The sequence below is a fragment of the Pseudomonas sp. SWRI179 genome (assembly GCF_014268705.1).
Classification (GTDB): Bacteria; Pseudomonadota; Gammaproteobacteria; order Pseudomonadales; family Pseudomonadaceae; genus Aquipseudomonas; species Aquipseudomonas zanjanensis.
Genome location: NZ_JABWRA010000035.1, coordinates 51472 through 72643 on the forward strand (window position 1 = coordinate 51472; position 21172 = coordinate 72643).

The following is a 21172-nucleotide window of genomic DNA, read 5'->3' on the forward strand; positions in this document are numbered from 1 at the left end:
TATCCGTGGCGAGGGAGCTTGCTCCCGCTGGGTCGCGAAGCGGCCCCAAAAAAGCGACGACTGCTGCGCAGCCGAGCGGGAGCAAGCTCCCTCGCCACAGGTTGGAGATGCCTAAGTGGGACCGAGCTTGCTCGCGATGGCGCCGGCCTAGTCCGCGGAAGTCTTCGGCTGCGCCAACACCTTCAAGGCCGCCTTGCGCTCGTCGATCGGCAATTTGCCCAGCTGTTCCACCGCCGCGTAAAACCCAACCCAGTCCCCATCCTTCTGCTTGAACAGCGCCGCAAACGCCGGCACCCACTGGTCATACAGCCCGAACGGCAGCAATCGTGCATTGTTCAAGGGCGCATAGACCCAGGCGTCGTAGCGTTTGTCGCCTGCCCATTGGGTATCGCGCAGTTGCTCATAGTCGGTGCGCAGGCGTTCGAACTCCGCCGCTTTGCGTTGGCGCATTCCCTCGGCCGGCAAGGGTTGGGCGTAGAGCTTTTCCAGGCGCTGGCGGGTATCGAGGATCAGTTGGATGAACTGGTCGCGCTGGCGCACCTGCTTGCCATTGTCCGGCGCCAGCCCACGACTGGCGCGCCATTGCCGGGTGCCCTCCTGTTCGACGAAGGTGGCGAAGGACTCATTGAATTCAGTGTCGTCCTGTACATAAAACCGTTGGTGCGCCAGTTCATGAAAGATCAGCGTCGCCAGGCGTTCGTCGCCCCAATGCATCATCGAACTCAGGATCGGATCGTCGAACCAGCCCAGCGTCGAATAGGCTTCTACCCCACCGATCGTGACGTCCATGCCCTGCAAGCGCTGCAACGCGGCCTCGCCACGGGCGGCGCCCTGGCTGTAATAACCGCGATAAGCCACGCAACCGGCAATGGGAAAACAATGGTTGTGCGGTGCCAGGGAAAACTCTGGCGTGGCGAAGACGTTCCAGACTACGAACGGCCGGCCAATATCCGCATACAGGCGATAGCTTCGATTGTCCGGTAGATGCAGGTGATTACTGGCGAACGTCCGTGCCTCACGCGCCTGGGCCAAGTGCGCCTTGAGCTGGGCATCGCGGGCGGGGTCGGCAATGACCTGGTCGATAGGCTCGCGGGCCTGCAACAACCGCAGCTGCCCGCCGACGAGTTGGCTGTAGTAACCGGCGCTAGCGCAACCGTTCAGTAACAAAAGCAGGAGGCCTGGAAACAAAATCTGGAAAACACGGTCGAGTAACCGATGGCTTGAACGCGGCCTGATCAATTGGAATCACCCTGGGAAGTCTGCCCACAAGACTATCTCGCTTGCCTGGAGCTTCGCTATGCGCGTGTTGATGCTGACGAGTGGCCTGTTGTTGCTCACCGGTTGTGCCGGCTTGCCTGACCCCGATCCATCCCAAGCGTGGATCGATCTGGGCAATCAGCAGGACACCGCGCTACAGGCGCTGGAAGTCGATGACAAGATGTCCGTCGACAGACGTTATTTCGAAGTGCAACCCGGCAGCCATGAGTTGACGGTGCGTTACCAGTTTGCCGTCGAACCCGGCAACATCGGCCCGGACGCGGAGCCGCTGTGGCGCGATTGCCGGTTGAACCTGAAATTCAAGGATTTCAACGCAGGCCAACGTTACCAGCTGCAGGCCGGCAGCATTGGTTTCCGGCCATGGGCCAAGCTTTACGATCAGCAGCGCAAGGTGGTGGGGCAAGGTACGCCGGCGGGCTGCCAACAAACGTGATTGGCGCTATGCTCAGGGCCTGGTTTTAAGGAAACTCATCATGCGCTTATCCTTGCTGTTACTGGCCCTGGTCTCCATGAGCGGTTGCGCAACGAGCCCGCTGCCCCAGGTCGACCCGAACATGGCGTGGGTTGATTTTGCTACGCCCATGCCGGGCGGCAAAATGCTGATGGCTGAAAGCCTGGACGGCCAGCGCTTGCGCGACGGACGGTTCTTCCAGGTTTCGCCGGGCAGCCACGAACTGAAAGTGCGCTTCGACTTCGAAGTATTCAGTGGGGGTGGGTTGGGCATGCAGGCCGAACCCCAAGAGCGGATGTGCTACATGCTCGTGCGTTACGACCATTTCGAGGCCGGCCAGCGCTATCGTCTGGAGGCTCGCAACCTGGCATTCACGCCGAGCGCCCGGCTCTATGACGACAAGCGTCAAATCGTCGCCGAGGAACGGCAGATCAATTGCGTTCCGTAGGAATCCCTAGCGGTCGTTCTTCTGGTAGATGATTTTCTTCGTGCCGTTATCGCAACTGCCCACCACCATGTTCTGGTCGTGAACTTCGTCATTGGTGACGATTTCCAGCGTGTAGGACGACACGTTATTGGCTTGGATCTTCGCTTCGATTTCCGCTTTCAGCTCTTCACAGGATTTGGGTGCTGCAAGGGCTGATGCAGCCAATGCGCAACCGATGACCACCAGGGCCGCTCGTTTCATGTTCGAATTCCTCATGGCAGCGCGCACTGCCTGTGCGCTGAAACTGCGGGCTTCATTCGATCATAATTGCGCCAGGGTAAACAGATCGACCGTATTCAAGAAATCGCAGCCTTCGACAATGCCTGCGAAGGCTGCGACCCTTTCATGGGTCAGTTCACCAACGTCGCATCCAGGGTAATCTGGGCGTTCAGCACCTTGGAAACCGGGCATCCTTCCTTGGCCTTCTTGCTCAATTCGTCGAATTGCGCCTGGCTCGCGCCGGGGATTTTCGCCTTGAGTATCAGCTTGACCGCCGTGATCGCGAAACCGCCTTCGACCTGATCCAAGGTCACTTCAGCGCTGGTGTCGATGCTGTCCGCCTTGAGGCCGGCGTCGCCGAGGATCATTGAAAAGGCCATGGAAAAGCAGCCAGCGTGGGCCGCGCCGATCAATTCCTCGGGGTTGGTGCCCTTGCCGCCTTCGAATCGCGCCTTGAAGCCATAGGGCGCCTCGCGCAACACGCCGGTTTCCGTGGAAATCGAGCCGATACCGGTTTTCAGGTCACCTTCCCAATGAGCCGATGCTTTCTTGATGATAGCCATGTCTGCCTCCTGAAGATCCGGCGCGAACGCCGCGCCTGGGTGTTTTTTAACTGTCTGGGTTGTGAGGATAGACCGCCTGGAAAAGTTCACCTTGTCGATTAGCCGACGAATTTAGTAGGAAATTTCGTCGCAACTATTGAAACTCGGGTATATGCCCACATTGCAATGGCACACACCTTTAGATACGGCAGGCTTTTGCCCTTGGGAAAAGCCCGGAACGCCGTTGGAGATCCCGGCCCATGAAACAGCTGTCCGACGTGAAATTCTCAACCCTCGACTTGGTGCCTGTGCGCGCCGATGGCAATGCCGCTCAATCCTTGCACAACTCGCTGGACTTGGCGCAGCACGTGGAAAAATACGGCTACACCCGCTTCTGGGTGGCCGAACACCACAATATGGACGGTATCGCCAGTTCGGCAACTGCGGTGCTGCTGGGTTATCTGGCGGGGGGCACTTCGACCATTCGCGTCGGCTCCGGTGGCGTCATGCTGCCCAATCACGCACCGTTGATCATCGCCGAACAGTTCGGCACGCTGGAAAGCCTCTATCCGGGTCGAATCGATCTGGGGCTGGGGCGCGCGCCAGGTTCCGACCAGATGACCGCCCGGGCGCTGCGTCGCGAGCGCTCCGGCAGCGCGGACGATTTTCCCGAGGATGTGGCCGAGCTGATGCGCTACCTGGGCCCGCGTACCCCGGATCAACGCATCATCGCCATGCCCGGCACCGGCACCAACGTGCCGGTCTGGCTGCTGGGTTCGAGCCTGTTCAGTGCGCAATTGGCCGGTGAACGCGGTTTGCCCTACGCATTCGCCTCCCATTTCGCACCGCGATATATGCACGAGGCGATTCGCATCTACCGCAACCACTTCAAGCCGTCGGCGGTGCTCGACAAGCCCTATGTGATGCTCGGCGTGCCGCTGGTGGCTGCGGATACCGATGAGCAGGCCGATTACCTGGCGACGTCGGTGTACCAGCGGATCCTGGCGTTGATGCGCGGCCAGAGCCTGGTGCAGCGTCCGCCGGTCGAATCCATGAACGGTCTTTGGTTGCCCCATGAGAAGGAGGCGGTCGGCGATTTCCTGGGGCTGGCCATGGTCGGCGGTCCGCAGAAAATTCGCGCCAAGCTGCAAGTGCTGATCGAGCAGACCCAGGCCGATGAGCTGATTTTCACCAGCGACCTGTATGAGCACTCCGATCGCTTGCACTCCTACGAGTTGCTGGCGCAGGTCATGAAGGGCTGAATCGCGGTCAATAAAAAGCCGACGCTGTGCGTCGGCTTTGAACTGAACGCGCTATCAGCCGCGTTTGTAGACGATTTCTTTCGTACCGCCCTCACAGGTGCCGACGACTTTTGCGTCAGCCGCTGCGCCTTTATCGACGATTTCCAGCGTATAAGCTGACACGCCCTTGGCGTCCAGCTTTGCTGCGATTTCGCCTTTCAGCTCTTCGCAGGGCTTGCCGGCCGCAAACGCACCACCGGCAAGGCTCAGCAACCCCAGGGCCACCATCAACGTTTTCATCGCTCGCACTCCTTGGTCGGATCAAATAGGGCAGGTATTGGAAAAACGTAATGCGCAGACCATAGCGCATCGCCACTCCCTATGGCACTCCGCCAGCGTGCAAGTTCAAAGAACCTCAGCTATTGGCAATCCGAAAGCCGACCTTGATCGTCACTTGAAAGTGCGCGGCCCGGCCATTTTCGATGTGGCCGCGGGTTTCCGTGACTTCGAACCATTCCAAGTGCTTGAGGCTCTTGCTGGCTTCGGCCAGGGCGTTGTTGATGGCGTCTTCAATGCTGGTGGGAGAGGAACCGACCAGTTCGACCTTTTTGTACGTATGGTGATCACTCATAACGTTCTCCTTGGTTGTCTTTAACAGCCTAGCAGCGATTTTTCGCCTTACATGTGTGGCCGCTCAAGCGGTGAAAGTTCAGATTTACTGCACTTTCCCAAACCGTCGGAGTCCCAATTCACACACGAACTCAACCACTGCAGGAGAGCCACCATGGCCAGCACTTCGTTACGCAAAGCCTCGTTGCAAAGCATGGAAGCGGAGATCGAAAGTCTGCTCAAGTCGTTGGAAAGTCTGAAGGATGACGCTTCGGACGAGTCGCGTAAAACCCTCAAGTCGCTCAAGGCCAATGCCGAAAACGCGCTGAAACATTCTCGCCATCTGCTCAGTGACGCCTATGAAGAGGTCAAGGTGAAAACCCGTGAGACCGGGATCGCCACGCGAGATTACGCGCAGGAACACCCATGGACCACGGCCGGTGTCGCGGTCGGTGCGCTGGGTTTGCTGGCTGCTTACTTGCTGTGCAAACGCGGTGACTGAACCGGTTGGCCCAGCTCATGCCTGAGCCATTGGGCCAATTGCCGAGCGCGCCCGTCCGCGGCGCGCTTGGGTAGCCACAACGCCAGTCGCGCCGCGGTTTCATCAAAGCCCCACGGCGCGACCAGGCGACCGGCGCGCACGTCCTCGGCCACCAGCGGTTCGGGCGCGATCGCCACGCCTAACCCCGCCACGGCGGCTTCCAGTAAATAATATAAATGCTCGAATCCTTGCCCGAACTTCAATGCCTGGGGTTCAAGGTCGTTTTGCCGTGCCCAGGCCGGCCAAGCCTGTGGACGCGAGGTGGTGTGCAGCAACGGTTCATCGAGCAGCCCGCTGGCTGGTGCACCCTGCAACCGAGCGAATCCGGCGTAGTGCGGGCTCATCACGGGACCGATCCGTTCGCTCACCAGTTCGTACACCTGCATGTCGGCCGGCCAGGGTGGCTCGGCGAATACCAACAAAGCGTCTAATCCCGGTCGCCTGGGGTCCAGGTCGCCTTCGCCGGCGGACAGGTGCAAGCGCAAATCCGGCAGGTCAGCATTGAGCCTGCCCAGGCGAGGAATAAACCAACGCGCCAGCAGGCTTCCCGAACAGCCCAGTACAAACGGGGCGTCCGCCGTCCTTTGTGTCAGCTCCGCGCAAACACCGCGTAAACGCTCGAACGCATCGGTGCTGGCGTCCCGCAGGCGCACGCCGGCATCTGTGAGTTTCAGGCCGCGCCCGTCCTTGATGAACAAGCTGACGCCCAGATGCTCTTCCAACACCTTCAACTGTCGGCTCACGGCCCCATGGGTAACGTGCAGCTGTTCGGCCGCCTGGCTTACGCTGCTCAGGCGGGCGGCGGCCTCAAAGGCGCGCAAGGCGTTGAGGGGGGGCAGGTCGTGGCTCATTTTATTTGTGAGTTTTCCTGACAGGTTGCGGCGATCTTATCGGTTTTCACTGAAGGATGTCAGGGGTAGAGTGAACCTCATTGTCTTTCAACGCATTTGCCTGGAGCGCCCGATGACCCAGCCTACGACCTCTTTCAACCTGCGCAGCGGCCCTGATGCCAACGGCCTGTTCGGCGCATTCGGCGGCCGTTATGTGGCCGAGACCTTGATGCCGCTGATCCTTGATCTGGCCCGTGAGTACGAAGTGGCGAAGGAAGATCCGGCCTTCATCGAGGAATTGGCCTACTTCCAGCGTGACTATGTCGGTCGTCCGAGCCCGCTCTACTTCGCCGAGCGCCTGACCGAATACTGCGGTGGCGCCAAGATCTACCTCAAGCGTGAAGAGCTGAACCACACCGGCGCGCACAAGATCAACAACTGCATCGGCCAGATCCTGCTGGCGCGGCGCATGGGCAAGAAACGCATCATCGCCGAGACCGGCGCGGGTATGCACGGCGTGGCCACCGCCACCGTGGCCGCGCGTTTCGGCCTGGATTGCGTGATCTACATGGGCACCACCGACATCGAGCGCCAGCAGGCCAACGTGTTCCGCATGAAGCTGCTCGGGGCGGAAGTCATTCCGGTGGTCGCCGGCACCGGCACCCTGAAGGACGCCATGAACGAGGCCCTGCGCGACTGGGTCACCAACGTCGACAGCACGTTCTACCTGATCGGCACCGTGGCGGGCCCGCATCCTTATCCTGCGATGGTGCGTGACTTCCAAGCGGTGATCGGCAAGGAAACCCGCGATCAGCTGCAAGCCCAGGAAGGTCGCCTGCCGGATAGCCTGGTGGCATGCATCGGTGGCGGCTCCAACGCCATGGGCCTGTTCCACCCGTTCCTGGACGACAAGAGTGTCGAGATCATCGGCGTCGAAGCCGCAGGCTATGGCATCGAGACCGGTAAGCACGCGGCGAGCCTGAACGGCGGCGTCCCCGGCGTACTGCACGGCAACCGCACCTTCCTGTTGCAGGACGACGACGGCCAGATCATCGACGCCCATTCGATTTCCGCGGGGCTCGACTACCCCGGTATCGGCCCGGAACATGCCTGGTTGCACGACATTGGCCGCGTCCAGTACACCTCGGTCACTGACGCCGAAGCCCTCGAAGCCTTCCACAAATGCTGTCGCCTGGAAGGCATCATTCCTGCACTGGAAAGCGCCCATGCCCTGGCCGAAGTGTTCAAACGCGCACCCAACCTGCCGAAAGATCACCTGATGGTGGTCAACCTGTCTGGTCGTGGCGACAAAGACATGCAAACCGTGATGCACCACATGGAACAGTCCCAGCAGGAGAAACACTGATGAGCCGCCTGCAAACCCGTTTTGCTGAACTCAAGGAACAGAACCGCGCCGCCCTGGTGACTTTCGTCACGGCGGGCGACCCGGACTACGACACGTCGCTGGCGATCCTCAAGGGCCTGCCGGCGGCGGGTGCCGACGTGATCGAGTTGGGCATGCCGTTCACCGACCCGATGGCTGACGGCCCGGCGATCCAGTTGGCGAACATTCGCGCCCTGGGGGCCCAGCAGAATCTTGCGAAAACCCTGCAGATGGTTCGTGAGTTCCGCAAAGACAACACTGAGACACCGCTGGTGTTGATGGGCTACTTCAACCCGATCCACCGTTATGGCGTGCAGCGTTTCATTGGCGAGGCGCTGGACGCTGGCGTGGATGGCCTGATCGTCGTGGACATGCCGCCCGAGCACAACAGCGAACTGTGCGAACCGGCCCAGGCTGCTGGCCTGGATTTCATCCGCCTGACCACGCCGACCACTGACGATGTGCGGTTGCCGACGGTCCTCAACGGCAGTTCGGGCTTTGTGTACTACGTGTCGGTCGCGGGCGTGACCGGTGCTGGCGCCGCGACGCTGGAGCATGTGGAAGAAGCCGTGGCGCGCCTGCGCCGCCATACCGATCTGCCCATCAGCATTGGTTTTGGTATTCGTACACCGGAGCAGGCGGCGGCCATCGCACGGCTGGCCGACGGGGTGGTGGTCGGCTCGGCGCTGATCGACCATATCGCCAGCGCCGACACATCGGAACAGGCGATCGATGGCGTGTTGAGCTTGTGCGCGGCCCTGGCTGATGGTGTACGCAAGGCGCGTCTGGGCTGATTCCTGGTTCGGCGCTGAGCCAAAAAAAGGGGTTCAGAACTTGGTTCTGAACCCCTTTTTTTGCACCAGGACTGCCCTTGTGGCGAGGGAGCTTGCTCCCGCTGGGTCGCGAAGCGGCCCCAAACAGGTTCATGCAATTTTTTCAGAGAGGGCGCATTGGCTGGTTTACGATTGCTTCGCAGCCGAGCGGGAGCAAGCTCCCTCGCCACAATGACGACCCTGTTCGTCAGGGCAACTCCAACCCGCCCCCGGCCTTGTGCAGCTCGCGCAAATGCTCGCCGATCTCCTTCACATTGGCCTCGCTTGCAGCAATTTCAGCCGCGCGGCTCGGTTCGAGCAAGGCCCGGACCTCCTTGTCCAAGTCGCCTGTCAGCGTTTGCAGTTGTTTCTGCCGCAAACTACTTTCCGATTCCAGGCGTTGCCACTCGCTGGGTTGCGGCAAGCCGTAGCCGCTGCTGCCCAGCAGTTCGGCCGGGCGGCTGAGGAAACCGCTATTGGCGAGGATCTGCTGCAGCGTCGCGTTAGCCCTTTCCATACCACCGTTCTGCAACTCACGGGCTCCGAGGTAGCGCTGTTTGACTTCATCCTGCGCCAACAACAACTGCCGACGATAACTGGCCTGCTCCAGCAGCAACAACGCCGCGCTGGTGCGCAGGTCCGCCTGGTCGAACCAGACGCGGCGTTCGGCGGCGTCCAGGGCCAGCCAGTCTTCCACCGTCTGTTGCTTGATTGGCAGATACTTCTTCAGCACATCGAACATGGCCTGGTACCGCTCGCGGAATGAGTCGAAGTGGTAGCCCAGGCGCAAGGCTTCCTTGGGGTCATCCAACACGCTGGTATCTGCCAGGCCCCGACCCTTGAGCACTTCCAGCAGGCCGTTGGGCATGATGCTATCCAGGCCGTTGAGCTGCTTGTTGTTGCTGCCGCTGCGCAGCAGTTTCAGGCTCTCCACGGCGCAGTTATTGGACAGGAAGTAATAGTTGCCGTCATAGCTCCAGTGCATTTCGGCGGCGTGCTCGACCGTTTCCTCGATTTCGGTGCGCGACAGGTTCAGCGGCACCGATGCCAGGCTGCGTAGCTCGGTCTTGGTGTATTCATCGATCACCTGGGCCAACGGCAATATGAACAGGCGCGAGGGGTATTTGCCGACCAGCCCGTCCCAACTCGACAATTGCACATCGCCCACGAAGGCGCGGTAGGACAGCACCAAGTGTTGGTCCAGATCCAGCCGGCAGTCTGGACCGCGTGGCCGGCCCGGTGCGCAGATCACCAGCCGGAGCATGCTGTGGCCCCAACGGCTTACCCAGTTCTGATTGGCCTCGGCCAGCAGGTAATCAATGGCATAGACCCGCTCTGGATCGACCTTGCCCAGGGGCGTCTTGGCGAAGTCGTTCCCGGCGTTGAGGAAGGCGAACGATTGGGCGCAGGTAGCCTTGGCGGCAGGCGCCCAGCCGAAGTGTTCCCGATAATAGCGATACAGGGCCGGGCGTCGGCAGGCGTAGCTCGGGTCGAGGAGAAAGTACTCCATGTTGACCGCGACGAACTCCTTGGGGCTGCTCGTTTCATAGAGGTCCGGGCTGCGGGCGACCTGGCGGTTGTGCTGTTCCCGCGCGCCGCGACGGCCGACGTATTGCGGCCAGCCGGCGAGGTCCAGCAAGCGCGGATCATCGCTGAGGGTGAAGCGGCGGTCGTTCTGGCCCCGGCATTCATCGGGGAGGCCGATCAGCCCGGCGCTGCCGTTGCGTCGAGTGCAACGCTGGATCAGCGTGCGTTCGGCGTCTGGCCATAGACGCGAGCGGTCGTAGATGTGGGTCAGTTCATGCAAGACCGTGGCGAGCATTTCCCGGCGGACGGTGCCGTGGGGGCGCTGGGTCTTTTGCGTCGCGGCGCTGCCGTCGACAAGGCTGTCGAGCAGGTTGCTGTTGAGGTCCAGTTGCGACACCAACGAGGCCTGGCCGTAGGCATTGGCGGGCATCTGGTCGGTCCAGCCGACATTGATGCGTCGGTCCAGTCGCTCGATGAAGCGCGGCGGCAGGGCCTGCATGGCTTCATCGAGCAGCGCCTGGCTGGCCTGCTGTTGCGCCGGGCTCAGTCCTTCGACGTTGAGGTGCAGTTGCAGGCCGGCCTGGGCCATGCTGGCGGTGAGCAGCAAGACCCCGGCCGCCATCCAGGCGGCGAACCGCCTCACAATGCGAGGATGGCTTCGGCGAGAACCTGGTCACTGGCATCCCGGGCTTCCGGCACGCGGGTGCGCAAGGTGTCGAAGGCGGCCTCGAGATGAGCACCACGAATTTCACCATTGCTGGCGACAAAACTGGCCGCATCGTCATGGGCTTCGCGGACGATTTTCGAATCACGGATGGACGTGGTGGTGTCGGAGGTGAAATCGATCGTGCGCTGGGAGGCGCGAACGATGATGTTACTGGTGGCTACCAGGGTTTGTGCCTGGGCCGCATTGGCCAAAACCAACAGGCCGAGGGCGGCAGCAATCAGCGGGCTACGCATGGAACGACTCCGGAAAAATAAGGATAACTATTGGACGAGAATTGCTTGTGCCAGTTCAAGGTCGCTGGCATGAAGTTTTGGCTGGGTCCGGCGCAGGTAGTCCAGGGCCGATTCCAGTTGTGCACCTCGCAACTGCCCGTCGCTGGCAATGAAGGCCGCAGCGTCATCACGAGCGGCGACGATCAGTTTATGGTCGAAGGGCGCGGAGGTCACCATGCTCGTGGCATAGCCGCTGACCACCACTTGCTGGGTAGACACATCGAAGGCATGGGCCGGCACGGACCAGCAAGAAACGACGAAGAAAGACGCGATGAACAGATCTGAGTAAAAACGCATGGGACTCGACGGTTGATGGCGAGCCTGAAGGCTAGCGCAAACCTGCGGGCCAGAGCCAGTGCTGAAACATCGGAACACCAATTGGCGCCCGATGTTTCATGTTGCATCAGATCACCAGGATGGCCTGGGCCAGCTGCGCATCGGTGGCGTTGAGTTGCGGTGCCTGTTGGCGGATGTAATCCAGGGCACTTTCCAGTTTCACACCACGGATGGCGCCTTCGCTGGCTACGAAGCTGGCAGCGTCGTCACGGGCGGCTTGAACGATTTTGTTGTCACGCAATGACGAGGTTGCATCGGAAGTCACGTCGGACGTGGCTTTGAGCGCTCCGACGAGGGAGTCAGTGGTCACAATGAAGCTGCTGGCGTTGGAATGGGCGGCTACGGCCAGGAGAGCAGCTGCGCTGAGCAGGCGAAGACGGATCATGATGAAACTCCTTGAATGAGGGTGATGCCGGTGCGTGTAGCTGGAAGAGGAGACGCATGTTCGACTCGCTTCGCCACGTTCGCCTCGATATTAGGACAGGAACGCGTTGGCTGACAGCCCTTGCGAGTCACTGTAGGACGCTTGCATGGAGTTGTTACGGTTCAAGCATAACTGTACTGGTATGTTTTTGTTTTTATGGAAACTGTTATTTACCTCCGGACATCCCTAAAAATTGGGGCCCGGAAACGACAAGACCCGTCGCGGTTACCCGCGACGGGTCTTGTTTGTTCAATTCGGTGCTGGCAGTGGACCCGGTGGGTCAGGGCCAGCGACGCTGAGTTAGCGCCAGAACGGCTTGCTCAGCTCTTCGTAGCGTTGTGCTTCGCTGATACCGGCATCAGCCAGCAGGCGCGAATCCAGACGAGCCAGTTGGTGACGGCTGGCGATGCGGCGCTGCCACAACATCAGGTTGGCGATAACGCGAAGAGGCAGGGAAGCCTGGTTTTTTTCAGCTTTGTCTTCGAAAAACAGCTCGGAACTGAGTGTACGTTCCATGGTTGACATCCTTCCGCTTGTGGCGGGATTAGGTAGTGGTTTAACTGGTGCCCATGATCCTCTCGTTTGGCCAGTCTCTCTAGATACAGTTCACCTGTATTGTGAGAGACCAGTTAACTGTTAAAGAGCGGTGTACTGGTCGATATTGAAGCAACTGTACCTGTCTGCACGTTATTGGTGCAATTTTATACATTGCTAGCTGTTTTGAGAGAAAAGACTGTAAGAAAACACCGGTACAGCAGTACAGTTTTTGTCACTAGAGAAGCGAATGGCAGGCCGCGACCAAAACTGTATTTGCGATAACGGTGATCCAGTTGTATCAGACGGCCAACATGCGCCCGGTTTCTTCTAGGTTCAGGTGCCAACTCAGTGCATCGCGCAGGATATGCGGGGTATGCCCGCCCAAGGCGCACGCGGCGTCGAAATAGTCATTCAAGGCCTGGCGATAGGAAGGGTGCACGCAATTGTCGATGATCACGCGTGCCCGCTCCCTCGGCGCCAGGCCCCGCAGGTCGGCCAGGCCGATCTCGGTCACCAGGATGTCAACGTCATGTTCGGTATGGTCTACATGGCTGACCATTGGCACGACACTGGAAATGGCGCCGCCCTTGGCAATCGACTTGGTAACGAAGATCGCCAGGTGGGCGTTACGGGCGAAGTCCCCCGAACCGCCGATGCCGTTCATCATCCGCGTGCCGCAGACATGGGTGGAGTTGACGTTGCCGTACAGGTCGAACTCCAGCGCGGTGTTGATACCAATGATGCCCAGGCGGCGCACCACTTCGGGATGGTTGGAAATTTCCTGGGGGCGCAGGACCAGTCTGTCCTTGTACTTCTCCAGGTTCCCGAAGACGTCGGCATTGCGTCGACCCGACAGGGTGATCGAGCTGCCGGAGGCGAAACTCAGCTTGCCGGCGTCGATCAAGTCAAATGTCGAATCCTGCAGGACCTCGGAATACATGGTCAGGTCTTCGAACGGGGAATCGATCAGTCCGCACATCACGGCGTTGGCGATGTTGCCAATTCCGGCCTGCAACGGCCCGAGCTTATTGGTCATGCGTCCAGCCGCGACTTCCTGCTTGAAGAAGTCGATCAGGTGATCGGCAATGGCCTGGGTGTCGCTGTCGGGTGGCGCGACGGTCGAAGGCGAGTCCCCCTGGTTGGTAATGACAATGGCAGCAATTTTTTCCGACGGGATCGGGATCGCGGGACTGCCAATGCGGTCGTCGACTTTCACCAGGGGAATCGGCGTGCGGGTAGGGCGATAGGTCGGGATATAAATGTCGTGCAGCCCTTCCAGGTTCGGGTTGTGGGCCAGGTTGATCTCGATGATCACTTGCCGGGCGAAGATGGCAAAACTGGCCGAGTTACCCACCGACGTGGTCGGTACGATATGCCCTTGCTCGGTGATGGCTACTGCTTCGATCACGGCAATATCGGGCAGCTTGAGCTGGCCGTTGCGCAGTTGTTCGACGGTTTCCGAGAGATGCTGGTCGATGAACATCACCTCGCCCGCGTTGATCGCCTTGCGCAGCGTGCTGTCGACCTGGAACGGCATGCGTCGTGCAAGTACACCGGCTTCGGTGAGCTCCTTGTCGAGGTCGTTGCCCAGGCTCGCGCCGGTCATCAGGCTGATTTTCAACGGCGTGACCTTGGCGCGCTCAGCCAGGGCGTGGGGCACTGCTTTCGCTTCTCCAGCGCGGGTAAAACCGCTCATGCCGACAGTCATGCCGTCCTGAATCAACAAGGCAGCTTCGGCAGCGCTCATCACTTTGTTCAATAACGAAGGCAGGCGGATGCGATCACGGTACATAGGGGTTATCTCGGGCTGGAAGGCAAGATGCGCAGTCTAGTGAATTAGCGCTGTGCCCGACCCGCTACAAAGGTCGCATTTTAGGCGTCTATTACGGGCGTTTCAGGCAAAACATCATTACCGGATCGGTAATATTTTGCCTTGATACAAATCAAAACGCCCCGACAAGTCGGGGCGTTTTTGAGTGAAACAGCGATGGGGTTATTCCACGGCTTTGACCATATCCTCGATGACCTTCTTGGCGTCACCGAACACCATCATGGTCTTGTCGAGGTAGAACAGCTCGTTGTCCAGGCCGGCATAGCCGCTGGCCATGGAGCGCTTGTTGACAATGATGGTCTTCGCCTTGAAGGCTTCGAGGATCGGCATGCCGGCAATCGGCGATTTCGGATCGTTCTTCGCCGCCGGGTTGACCACGTCGTTGGCGCCCAGTACCAGCACCACGTCCGCCTGGCCGAACTCGGAGTTGATATCCTCCATCTCGAACACCTGGTCGTAAGGCACTTCGGCCTCGGCCAGCAGGACGTTCATGTGCCCTGGCATGCGACCGGCCACCGGGTGGATCGCGTATTTCACGGTCACGCCGTGGTGGGTCAGCTTCTCGGTCAGCTCTTTCAGTGCGTGTTGCGCCCGGGCCACCGCCAGGCCGTAGCCTGGAACGATGATCACCGTGTCGGCGTTGGTCAGCAGGAAGGTTGCGTCGTCAGCCGAGCCGGATTTCACTGGACGGGCCTCCTTCGAGCCTGCCGGGCCAGCAGCATCCGCGGTGTTGCCGAAACCGCCGAGCAGCACGTTGAAGAACGAACGGTTCATCGCCTTGCACATGATGTACGAGAGAATCGCACCGCTTGAACCCACCAACGAACCGGCAATGATCAGCATCGAGTTGTTCAGCGAGAAGCCGATACCGGCGGCGGCCCAACCGGAATAGCTGTTGAGCATCGAGACCACCACCGGCATGTCCGCGCCGCCGATCGGGATGATGATCAGCACGCCCAGGACAAACGCCAGGGCCAGCATCAGGGCGAACGCGCCGAGGTTGCCGGTAAACATGAAGGTCAGGCCCAGGCCCAGCGTTGCCAGGCCCAGGATCAGGTTGAGCTTGTGCTGGCCACCAAACTGTACCGGTGCGCCCTGGAACAGGCGGAACTTGTACTTGCCCGAGAGCTTGCCGAACGCGATCACCGAGCCGGAGAAGGTGATTGCACCGATGGCGGCGCCGAGGAACAGCTCCAGACGGTTACCCGCCGGAATCGAATCCCCCAACTGCTTGACGATGCCCAGCGATTGCGGCTCGACGACCGCCGCGATGGCAATGAACACCGCCGCCAGGCCGATCATGCTGTGCATGAATGCCACCAGCTCCGGCATCTTGGTCATCTCGACGCGCTTGGCCATGATCGAGCCAGCAGTACCGCCGACCAACAGGCCGACGATGACGTAGCCAATGCCGGCGGTTGCCAACTCGGCACCTAGTTTATAGATGAGACCCACGGTGGTGAGCACCGCCAACGCCATCCCGAGCATGCCGAACAGGTTGCCGCGGCGGGAGGTGGTGGGGTGCGACAGGCCTTTGAGGGCCTGGATGAAGCAGATGGACGCGATCAGGTAGAGCGTCGTTACCAGGTTCATGCTCATTACTTGGGCGCCTCTTCTTTTACGGCTTTCGGGGCTTTTTTCTTGAACATCTCAAGCATGCGGCGCGTCACCAGGAAGCCACCGAACACGTTCACCGCGGCCAGGGCCACGGCGAGGGTGCCCATGGTCTTGCCCAGAGGTGTTACGGTCAGCGCTGCAGCGAGCATGGCGCCGACGATCACGATCGCCGAAATGGCGTTGGTCACCGCCATCAATGGCGTGTGCAGCGCGGGCGTTACGTTCCAGACCACGTGATAACCGACATAAATTGCCAGCACAAAGATGATCAGGTTGTAGATACCGGGGGAGATAAGCTCTTCCATTGTCTGAATCCCTGCTTAGGCGTTTTTGCGGATGACTTGGCCGTCGCGGCACATCAGGCACGCGGCGACAATGTCGTCTTCCAGGTTCACGTCGAACTGACCTTCCTTGGTGAAGACCAGCTTCAGGAAGTCCAGCAGGTTACGGGCGTACAGCGCCGAAGCATCGGCCGCGACTTCACCGGCCAGGTTGGTCGGGCCGGCGATGGTGACGCCGTTCTCGATCACCACCTGATCAGCCACGGTCAGCGGACAGTTGCCACCCTGGGCTGCCGCGAGGTCGATGACCACCGAGCCGGGTTTCATCTGCGCGACGGTTTCAGCACTCAGCAAGGTCGGTGCCTTGCGGCCCGGAATCAATGCGGTGGTGATGACGATGTCGGCCTGCTTGGCGCGCTCATGCACCGCCTGGGCCTGGCGTTGCATCCAGCTGGCCGGCATGGGCCGGGCATAACCGCCGACGCCGACCGCGCATTCACGCTCTTCGTCGGTCTCGTAAGGCACGTCGACGAACTTGGCGCCGAGGGATTCGATTTGCTCCTTCACCGCCGGGCGCACATCCGAAGCCTCGATCACGGCGCCCAGGCGCTTGGCCGTGGCAATCGCCTGCAACCCGGCCACGCCGGCACCGAGAATCAGTACCCGCGCCGCTTTTACGGTGCCCGCTGCCGTCATCAGCATCGGCATGAAGCGCGGATAGTAATGAGCGGCCAGCAGCACCGCTTTGTAGCCGGCAATGTTCGCTTGAGACGACAGCACATCCAGGCTCTGGGCGCGGGACGTACGTGGCGCGGCCTCAAGGGCGAAAGCGGTAATGCCGCGTTCGGCCAGCTTGGCGATGGTTTCGTTGTTGAACGGATTGAGCATGCCCACCAGAACGGTGCCGCTCTTGATCAGCGTCAGTTCGCTGTCGCTGGGAGCGACCACCTTGAGGATCAGCTCGGCCCCGAATGCATCACTGGCGCTGCCAATGGTTGCGCCCGCTGCCTCATAGGCACTGTCGATAACGCTGGCCTTGATACCGGCGCCGCTTTGGACAGTGACTTTATGGCCTTGGCCGATCAACTTCTTGATGGTTTCCGGGGTAGCAGCAACCCGTGTTTCACCCGTTTGGGTTTCGAGGGGAACACCAATGTGCACGTCAAATCTCCTGCGTGATCTTATTGAGTAAACCCAGGCACTTCGGATGGTGCGGCTGGGGCGGCCGATCAGCACGATCCCGCCAAACCAGGCGGGGCGCGGCATTTTGCAGGCGAAAATTCAGCCCTTCAAGGGATTATGACGGGTGACGGAAAATTAACTACAAGTCACCCTGTGACCGAATGTCGCAATTATCGATCGGCAGCCCTTGTGGGCCGTGCTTTCCAAGGATTTAGGTTCAAATTGACAATTTTTCCCATCGGCCAGATGAATAAGCGCTGATGCGCTGCGCGATATGGCTCTAAGCCATGTATTTAGACGCTTTGGAGACTACTGCACGGGTTTCATAACAGATTGACTGAATGCGACATAAACTTATATCTGTAGCGACTTTTGTTAGTTGACTACCTAAGTAGGATTTTTGCTTTCCCTTATTAATCAAGGTGATAGCTCGTGGCTTGTTTCACCAGCCAATCACGAAAAGCTCGAAGAGAGGCAGATTCGACCTTTCGCTCTGGAATCATCAGGTAGTAGGCCTTGATGCTCGACAGTGCGTTACGGTTGGCCACGACCAAACGTTGCTCTGCAAGCTCGCGCTGAATCAAAAAGGGCGGAATCAGCGCAACGCCCATGTCGTGCATGGCCGCTTGGGCGAGCATGGAGAATAGTTCATAACGAGGGCCTGTCAGGTCTCGTGCGATGTTCAGGTTCTGAGCGTTGAACCACTGGCGCCACGCATACGGGCGAGTGGTCTGCTGGAGCAAGGGCAAATCGGCAATGGCCTCCGGTGTCAGGCTCTTCCGGTCACCCAGTAAGGCAGGGCTGCATACCGGCATCGGATTTTCGCCCATCAGCTTGTGGGATTCGGTACCGGACCAGTCCGCGTCGCCAAAGTAGATGGCGGCGTCAAACTCCGTGTCCGCAAAGAGAAAGGGGCGCGTGCGGTTGGTCAGGTTGACGGTGACTTCCGGATGCTGCTGTTGGAAGTCCTTGAGACGTGGCAGCAGCCATTGGGTGCCGAAGGTCGGAACCACGGCCAGTTCAATCACGTTCGCGCCGGTGTGCCCCATCACGGAAAGTGTGTCGCGCTCGACGGCATCCAGTTGGGTGGCAACCCGGCGGCTGTAGGAAAGACCCGCTTCGGTCAGTTTGACCCCACGGCGCGAGCGTCGGAAAAGCTCGACGCTGAGGAAATCCTCCAGGCTGGCGATCTGTCGGCAGATAGCGCCTTGCGTGAGGGAAAGCTCCTGTGCCGCCTTGGTGAAGCTTTCATGGCGTGCGGCAGCCTCGAAACTGACCAGGGCGGCGGTACTGGGGATTTTGCGGCGCATGTACGTAAGCCTCACTCAATAACTGCTTAAACAGGGTTTATGGCGTTTACGGAGTGAGAAATTAGCACAGCATAGTGCGTAATCCTCGTTTGCCCTTGTAGGAAACCGCGCCTAGGATCAATCCACGATTTTCATTTAATTGGCGAGGACTCTTTCATGGCCGGCAAAGCGAGCTTCAACTGGATCGATCCATTGTTGCTGGATCAGCAGCTCACCGAAGAAGAACGCATGATTCGCGACACTGCCGAGCAGTTCGCCCAGCAGAAACTGGCACCGCGAGTGCTGGAGGCGTTCCGCCATGAGAAAACCGACCCGGCGATTTTTCGCGAGATGGGTGAAGTGGGCCTGCTGGGGGCAACCATTCCTGAGCAGTACGGCGGCAGCGGGCTGAACTACGTCAGCTACGGCCTGATCGCACGTGAAGTGGAGCGCGTCGATTCCGGCTATCGCTCGATGATGAGCGTGCAGTCCTCGCTGGTCATGGTGCCGATCAATGAATTCGGGACTGAGGCACAAAAGCAGAAGTATTTGCCGAAGCTGGCGTCTGGCGAGTGGATCGGCTGCTTTGGTCTGACCGAGCCGAACCATGGTTCCGACCCAGGCGCGATGATTACTCGTGCGCGCAAAGTGGAAGGTGGCTACAGCCTGACGGGCAGCAAGATGTGGATCACCAACAGTCCGATCGCTGATGTCTTTGTCGTCTGGGGCAAGGACGATGCTGGCGATATCCGCGGTTTCGTTCTTGAAAAAGGCTGGAAGGGGCTGAGCGCACCGGCTATCCATGGCAAAGTCGGGCTGCGCGCTTCAATCACCGGCGAAATCGTCATGGACAATGTATTCGTCCCGGAAGAGAACATTTTCCCCGATGTCCGTGGCCTGAAGGGCCCGTTTACTTGTCTGAACTCCGCGCGCTACGGGATCTCCTGGGGCGCTTTGGGAGCCGCTGAATTCTGCTGGCACACCGCTCGCCAATACACGCTGGATCGCCAGCAGTTCGGTCGTCCGCTCGCGGCCAATCAGTTGATCCAAAAGAAACTGGCCGACATGCAAACTGAAATCACGCTTGCGCTGCAGGGGTGCCTGCGTTTGGGGCGTATGAAAGATGAGGGCACGGCGGCAGTCGAGATTACCTCGATCATGAAGCGCAACTCCTGCGGCAAGTCGTTGGATATTGCTCGGATGGCGCGGGACATGCTGGGCGGCAACGGTATTTCCGATGAATTTGGTATTGCTCGTCATCTCGTAAACCTGGAAGTCGTGAATACCTACGAAGGCACGCACGACGTTCATGCGCTGATCCTGGGGCGTGCGCAAACCGGTATCCAGGCGTTCTATTAATAGGAGAACGGTCATGGGCGCGCTTTCGCATCTGCGGGTATTGGATTTATCGAGGGTCTTGGCCGGGCCTTGGGCTGGGCAGATCCTGGCGGACCTGGGGGCTGACGTCATCAAGGTCGAGCGTCCCGGCAATGGTGACGATACGCGCGCCTGGGGGCCGCCCTTCCTGAAGGATGCCAGAGGTGAGAACACGACCGAAGCTGCCTATTATCTGTCGGCCAATCGCAACAAGCAGTCGGTGACCATCGATTTTACGCGGCCAGAGGGTCAGCGGCTGGTGCGGGAGCTGGCTGCCAAGTCCGATATCCTGATCGAGAATTTCAAGGTGGGCGGCCTGGCCGTGTATGGCCTGGACTATGACTCGCTGAAGGCGATCAATCCGCAATTGATCTACTGCTCGATCACCGGGTTCGGACAGACCGGCCCTTATGCCAAGCGCGCCGGGTATGACTTCATGATCCAGGGGCTGGGGGGCTTGATGAGCCTGACCGGCCGCCCAGAGGGGGATGAGGGCGCGGGGCCGGTGAAGGTGGGGGTTGCGCTGACGGATATCCTCACGGGGTTGTACTCGACGGCTGCCATTTTGGCGGCGCTGGCTCATCGGGATCATGCCGGCGCAGGGCAGTACATCGACATGGCCTTGCTGGATGTCCAAGTGGCTTGCCTGGCTAACCAGGCGATGAACTACCTGACTACAGGCAATGCGCCGAAGCGGCTGGGCAATGCTCATCCGAACATCGTGCCTTATCAGGATTTTCCTACGGCTGACGGCGACTTCATCCTTACTGTGGGTAATGACGGCCAGTTCCGCAAGTTCGCTGAGGTGGCCGGGCAGCCGCAGTGGGCTGATGATCCGCGTTTTGCCACGAACAAGCTGCGGGTCGCAAACCGTGCGGTGTTGATTCCGTTGATCCGCCAGGCCACGGTGTTCAAGACCACCGCTGAGTGGGTGGTCCAGTTGGAGCAGGCAGGTGTACCGTGCGGGCCAATCAACGACCTTGCCCAAGTGTTTGCCGACCCTCAGGTGCAAGCGCGTGGATTGGCAATGGAATTGCCTCATCTATTGGCCGGTAGCGTGCCGCAGGTGGCCAGCCCGATTCGACTGTCCGAGACGCCGGTGGAGTATCGCAATGCGCCCCCTTTATTAGGGGAGCATACGCTGGAGGTATTGCAGCGAGTGTTGGGGTTGGATGAAGCGGCAGTGGCGGCATTCAGGGAGGCTGGGGTTCTTTGAGCGTTCTCTTCTATATAGAGGGGTTTTTAAAGGGCGATTTCCGGTGCTGCGCAACTTATTGATAGAAAAGCGAAATTAAGGGTTGACGGCAGATTCTGGAAGTCTATAATTCGCCCCACTTCCGGCGCAGTCGAAACGGAAAACTCCTTGAGATTCAATGAG

24 protein-coding genes are annotated in these 21172 nt (G+C 59.7%); 8 read left to right on the forward strand and 16 right to left on the reverse strand.

The window, feature by feature from the left end; all coding sequences use genetic code 11:
• Positions 1 to 147 precede the first annotated feature (147 nt).
• Positions 148 to 1239: an aminopeptidase gene (locus tag HU767_RS19490; protein ID WP_186730254.1), complete on the reverse strand. Its 1092-nt coding sequence runs from the start codon at positions 1237 to 1239 to the stop codon at positions 148 to 150.
• A gap of 58 nt (positions 1240 to 1297) precedes the next feature.
• On the opposite strand from HU767_RS19490, the gene HU767_RS19495 reads away from it, so the two are divergent.
• Together HU767_RS19495 and HU767_RS19500 are read left to right on the forward strand one after the other, a co-directional pair.
• Entirely contained in the window at positions 1298 to 1711 is a 414-nt protein-coding gene (locus HU767_RS19495) for a hypothetical protein (RefSeq protein ID WP_186708216.1), read from the forward strand.
• Between the two features lie 40 nt (positions 1712 to 1751).
• Positions 1752 to 2177 carry a hypothetical protein gene (locus HU767_RS19500; protein WP_186708214.1) on the forward strand — a complete coding sequence of 142 codons (426 nt, stop codon included), beginning with the start codon at positions 1752 to 1754 and terminating at the stop codon, positions 2175 to 2177.
• Positions 2178 to 2183: 6 nt separating this feature from the next.
• Here HU767_RS19500 and HU767_RS19505 read toward each other — a convergent pair whose 3' ends face one another.
• On the reverse strand, positions 2184 to 2417 hold the full coding sequence (locus HU767_RS19505) for a DUF1161 domain-containing protein (protein WP_186730255.1): 234 nt from the start codon (positions 2415 to 2417) through the stop codon (positions 2184 to 2186).
• Between the two features lie 149 nt (positions 2418 to 2566).
• Complete coding sequence (locus tag HU767_RS19510; protein ID WP_186708210.1) at positions 2567 to 2998, reverse strand: OsmC family protein; 432 nt, start codon at positions 2996 to 2998, stop codon at positions 2567 to 2569.
• Between the two features lie 239 nt (positions 2999 to 3237).
• Here HU767_RS19510 and HU767_RS19515 point away from each other — a divergent pair, with 239 nt between their 5' ends.
• Positions 3238 to 4239, forward strand: coding sequence for an LLM class flavin-dependent oxidoreductase (locus HU767_RS19515; RefSeq protein WP_186730256.1), 1002 nt, complete (start codon positions 3238 to 3240; stop codon positions 4237 to 4239).
• Between the two features lie 54 nt (positions 4240 to 4293).
• Here the strand turns inward: HU767_RS19515 and HU767_RS19520 are convergent, their stop codons facing one another.
• Together HU767_RS19520 and HU767_RS19525 are read right to left on the reverse strand one after the other, a co-directional pair.
• Positions 4294 to 4518, reverse strand: a complete 225-nt coding sequence (locus HU767_RS19520; protein ID WP_186730257.1) for a DUF1161 domain-containing protein — start codon at positions 4516 to 4518, stop codon at positions 4294 to 4296.
• A gap of 115 nt (positions 4519 to 4633) precedes the next feature.
• On the reverse strand, positions 4634 to 4849 hold the full coding sequence (locus tag HU767_RS19525) for a dodecin (RefSeq protein WP_003177209.1): 216 nt from the start codon (positions 4847 to 4849) through the stop codon (positions 4634 to 4636).
• A 153-nt stretch (positions 4850 to 5002) separates the two neighbouring features.
• Between HU767_RS19525 and HU767_RS19530 the strand changes: the two genes are divergently transcribed.
• Positions 5003 to 5329 (forward strand): DUF883 family protein, encoded by a 327-nt coding sequence (locus HU767_RS19530; protein WP_053127069.1) that lies wholly within the window; start codon positions 5003 to 5005, stop codon positions 5327 to 5329.
• Here HU767_RS19530 and HU767_RS19535 read toward each other — a convergent pair.
• Positions 5302 to 6219 carry a LysR family transcriptional regulator gene (locus tag HU767_RS19535; RefSeq protein WP_186730258.1) on the reverse strand — a complete coding sequence of 306 codons (918 nt, stop codon included), beginning with the start codon at positions 6217 to 6219 and terminating at the stop codon, positions 5302 to 5304. The genes HU767_RS19530 and HU767_RS19535 overlap by 28 nt on opposite strands.
• Before the next feature lie 112 nt (positions 6220 to 6331).
• Between HU767_RS19535 and trpB the strand changes: the two genes are divergently transcribed.
• Together trpB and trpA are read left to right on the forward strand one after the other, a co-directional pair.
• Positions 6332 to 7564 (forward strand): tryptophan synthase subunit beta, encoded by a 1233-nt coding sequence (gene trpB, locus HU767_RS19540; protein ID WP_072411224.1) that lies wholly within the window; start codon positions 6332 to 6334, stop codon positions 7562 to 7564.
• Complete coding sequence (trpA, locus tag HU767_RS19545) at positions 7564 to 8376, forward strand: tryptophan synthase subunit alpha (RefSeq protein ID WP_186708202.1); 813 nt, start codon at positions 7564 to 7566, stop codon at positions 8374 to 8376. Before trpB ends, trpA begins: the two co-directional genes overlap by 1 nt.
• Before the next feature lie 226 nt (positions 8377 to 8602).
• Here the strand turns inward: trpA and HU767_RS19550 are convergent, their stop codons facing one another.
• The 10 genes from HU767_RS19550 to HU767_RS19595 form a co-directional block, all read right to left on the reverse strand.
• Positions 8603 to 10564 (reverse strand): DUF4105 domain-containing protein, encoded by a 1962-nt coding sequence (locus tag HU767_RS19550; protein ID WP_186730259.1) that lies wholly within the window; start codon positions 10562 to 10564, stop codon positions 8603 to 8605.
• A complete protein-coding gene (locus tag HU767_RS19555; RefSeq protein WP_186730260.1) occupies positions 10561 to 10881 on the reverse strand; it encodes a DUF2388 domain-containing protein in 321 nt (106 codons plus the stop codon). Before HU767_RS19555 ends, HU767_RS19550 begins: the two co-directional genes overlap by 4 nt.
• Before the next feature lie 27 nt (positions 10882 to 10908).
• Positions 10909 to 11217: a DUF2388 domain-containing protein gene (locus HU767_RS19560; protein ID WP_186708196.1), complete on the reverse strand. Its 309-nt coding sequence runs from the start codon at positions 11215 to 11217 to the stop codon at positions 10909 to 10911.
• A 106-nt stretch (positions 11218 to 11323) separates the two neighbouring features.
• Positions 11324 to 11641, reverse strand: coding sequence for a DUF2388 domain-containing protein (locus HU767_RS19565; RefSeq protein ID WP_186708194.1), 318 nt, complete (start codon positions 11639 to 11641; stop codon positions 11324 to 11326).
• A gap of 339 nt (positions 11642 to 11980) precedes the next feature.
• The gene (locus tag HU767_RS19570) at positions 11981 to 12196 is read right to left on the reverse strand and encodes a DUF1127 domain-containing protein (RefSeq protein ID WP_003187014.1); all 216 of its coding nucleotides are present in this window, start codon (positions 12194 to 12196) and stop codon (positions 11981 to 11983) included.
• Between the two features lie 319 nt (positions 12197 to 12515).
• Positions 12516 to 14009, reverse strand: a complete 1494-nt coding sequence (locus HU767_RS19575) for an acetyl-CoA hydrolase/transferase family protein (protein WP_186730261.1) — start codon at positions 14007 to 14009, stop codon at positions 12516 to 12518.
• A gap of 201 nt (positions 14010 to 14210) precedes the next feature.
• On the reverse strand, positions 14211 to 15647 hold the full coding sequence (locus HU767_RS19580; RefSeq protein WP_186708190.1) for an NAD(P)(+) transhydrogenase (Re/Si-specific) subunit beta: 1437 nt from the start codon (positions 15645 to 15647) through the stop codon (positions 14211 to 14213).
• The gene (locus tag HU767_RS19585) at positions 15647 to 15970 is read right to left on the reverse strand and encodes an NAD(P) transhydrogenase subunit alpha (protein ID WP_003187010.1); all 324 of its coding nucleotides are present in this window, start codon (positions 15968 to 15970) and stop codon (positions 15647 to 15649) included. Before HU767_RS19585 ends, HU767_RS19580 begins: the two co-directional genes overlap by 1 nt.
• Positions 15971 to 15985: 15 nt before the next feature.
• Positions 15986 to 17107, reverse strand: coding sequence for a Re/Si-specific NAD(P)(+) transhydrogenase subunit alpha (locus HU767_RS19590; RefSeq protein ID WP_186708188.1), 1122 nt, complete (start codon positions 17105 to 17107; stop codon positions 15986 to 15988).
• A gap of 434 nt (positions 17108 to 17541) precedes the next feature.
• The gene (locus tag HU767_RS19595) at positions 17542 to 18438 is read right to left on the reverse strand and encodes a LysR family transcriptional regulator (RefSeq protein WP_186730262.1); all 897 of its coding nucleotides are present in this window, start codon (positions 18436 to 18438) and stop codon (positions 17542 to 17544) included.
• Positions 18439 to 18594: 156 nt separating this feature from the next.
• Between HU767_RS19595 and HU767_RS19600 the strand changes: the two genes are divergently transcribed.
• Together HU767_RS19600 and HU767_RS19605 are read left to right on the forward strand one after the other, a co-directional pair.
• Positions 18595 to 19776, forward strand: a complete 1182-nt coding sequence (locus HU767_RS19600) for an acyl-CoA dehydrogenase (RefSeq protein ID WP_014335919.1) — start codon at positions 18595 to 18597, stop codon at positions 19774 to 19776.
• A 13-nt stretch (positions 19777 to 19789) separates the two neighbouring features.
• Positions 19790 to 21010 (forward strand): CaiB/BaiF CoA-transferase family protein, encoded by a 1221-nt coding sequence (locus HU767_RS19605; RefSeq protein ID WP_186730263.1) that lies wholly within the window; start codon positions 19790 to 19792, stop codon positions 21008 to 21010.
• Positions 21011 to 21172: the final 162 nt, after the last annotated feature.

Excerpts from the sequence above, each read along its gene's own strand:
- HU767_RS19495 (WP_186708216.1), top strand. The coding sequence starts at position 1,298 with ATGCGCGTGTTGATGCTGACGAGTGGCCTGTTGTTGCTCACCGGTTGT.
- HU767_RS19500 (WP_186708214.1), top strand. The coding sequence starts at position 1,752 with ATGCGCTTATCCTTGCTGTTACTGGCCCTGGTCTCCATGAGCGGTTGC.
- HU767_RS19505 (WP_186730255.1), bottom strand. The coding sequence starts at position 2,417 with ATGAAACGAGCGGCCCTGGTGGTCATCGGTTGCGCATTGGCTGCATCA.
- HU767_RS19510 (WP_186708210.1), bottom strand. The coding sequence starts at position 2,998 with ATGGCTATCATCAAGAAAGCATCGGCTCATTGGGAAGGTGACCTGAAA.
- HU767_RS19515 (WP_186730256.1), top strand. The coding sequence starts at position 3,238 with ATGAAACAGCTGTCCGACGTGAAATTCTCAACCCTCGACTTGGTGCCT.
- HU767_RS19520 (WP_186730257.1), bottom strand. The coding sequence starts at position 4,518 with ATGAAAACGTTGATGGTGGCCCTGGGGTTGCTGAGCCTTGCCGGTGGT.
- HU767_RS19525 (WP_003177209.1), bottom strand. The coding sequence starts at position 4,849 with ATGAGTGATCACCATACGTACAAAAAGGTCGAACTGGTCGGTTCCTCT.
- HU767_RS19530 (WP_053127069.1), top strand. The coding sequence starts at position 5,003 with ATGGCCAGCACTTCGTTACGCAAAGCCTCGTTGCAAAGCATGGAAGCG.
- HU767_RS19535 (WP_186730258.1), bottom strand. The coding sequence starts at position 6,219 with ATGAGCCACGACCTGCCCCCCCTCAACGCCTTGCGCGCCTTTGAGGCC.
- trpB (WP_072411224.1), top strand. The coding sequence starts at position 6,332 with ATGACCCAGCCTACGACCTCTTTCAACCTGCGCAGCGGCCCTGATGCC.
- trpA (WP_186708202.1), top strand. The coding sequence starts at position 7,564 with ATGAGCCGCCTGCAAACCCGTTTTGCTGAACTCAAGGAACAGAACCGC.
- HU767_RS19555 (WP_186730260.1), bottom strand. The coding sequence starts at position 10,881 with ATGCGTAGCCCGCTGATTGCTGCCGCCCTCGGCCTGTTGGTTTTGGCC.
- HU767_RS19560 (WP_186708196.1), bottom strand. The coding sequence starts at position 11,217 with ATGCGTTTTTACTCAGATCTGTTCATCGCGTCTTTCTTCGTCGTTTCT.
- HU767_RS19565 (WP_186708194.1), bottom strand. The coding sequence starts at position 11,641 with ATGATCCGTCTTCGCCTGCTCAGCGCAGCTGCTCTCCTGGCCGTAGCC.
- HU767_RS19570 (WP_003187014.1), bottom strand. The coding sequence starts at position 12,196 with ATGGAACGTACACTCAGTTCCGAGCTGTTTTTCGAAGACAAAGCTGAA.
- HU767_RS19575 (WP_186730261.1), bottom strand. The coding sequence starts at position 14,009 with ATGTACCGTGATCGCATCCGCCTGCCTTCGTTATTGAACAAAGTGATG.
- HU767_RS19580 (WP_186708190.1), bottom strand. The coding sequence starts at position 15,647 with ATGAGCATGAACCTGGTAACGACGCTCTACCTGATCGCGTCCATCTGC.
- HU767_RS19585 (WP_003187010.1), bottom strand. The coding sequence starts at position 15,970 with ATGGAAGAGCTTATCTCCCCCGGTATCTACAACCTGATCATCTTTGTG.
- HU767_RS19595 (WP_186730262.1), bottom strand. The coding sequence starts at position 18,438 with ATGCGCCGCAAAATCCCCAGTACCGCCGCCCTGGTCAGTTTCGAGGCT.
- HU767_RS19600 (WP_014335919.1), top strand. The coding sequence starts at position 18,595 with ATGGCCGGCAAAGCGAGCTTCAACTGGATCGATCCATTGTTGCTGGAT.
- HU767_RS19605 (WP_186730263.1), top strand. The coding sequence starts at position 19,790 with ATGGGCGCGCTTTCGCATCTGCGGGTATTGGATTTATCGAGGGTCTTG.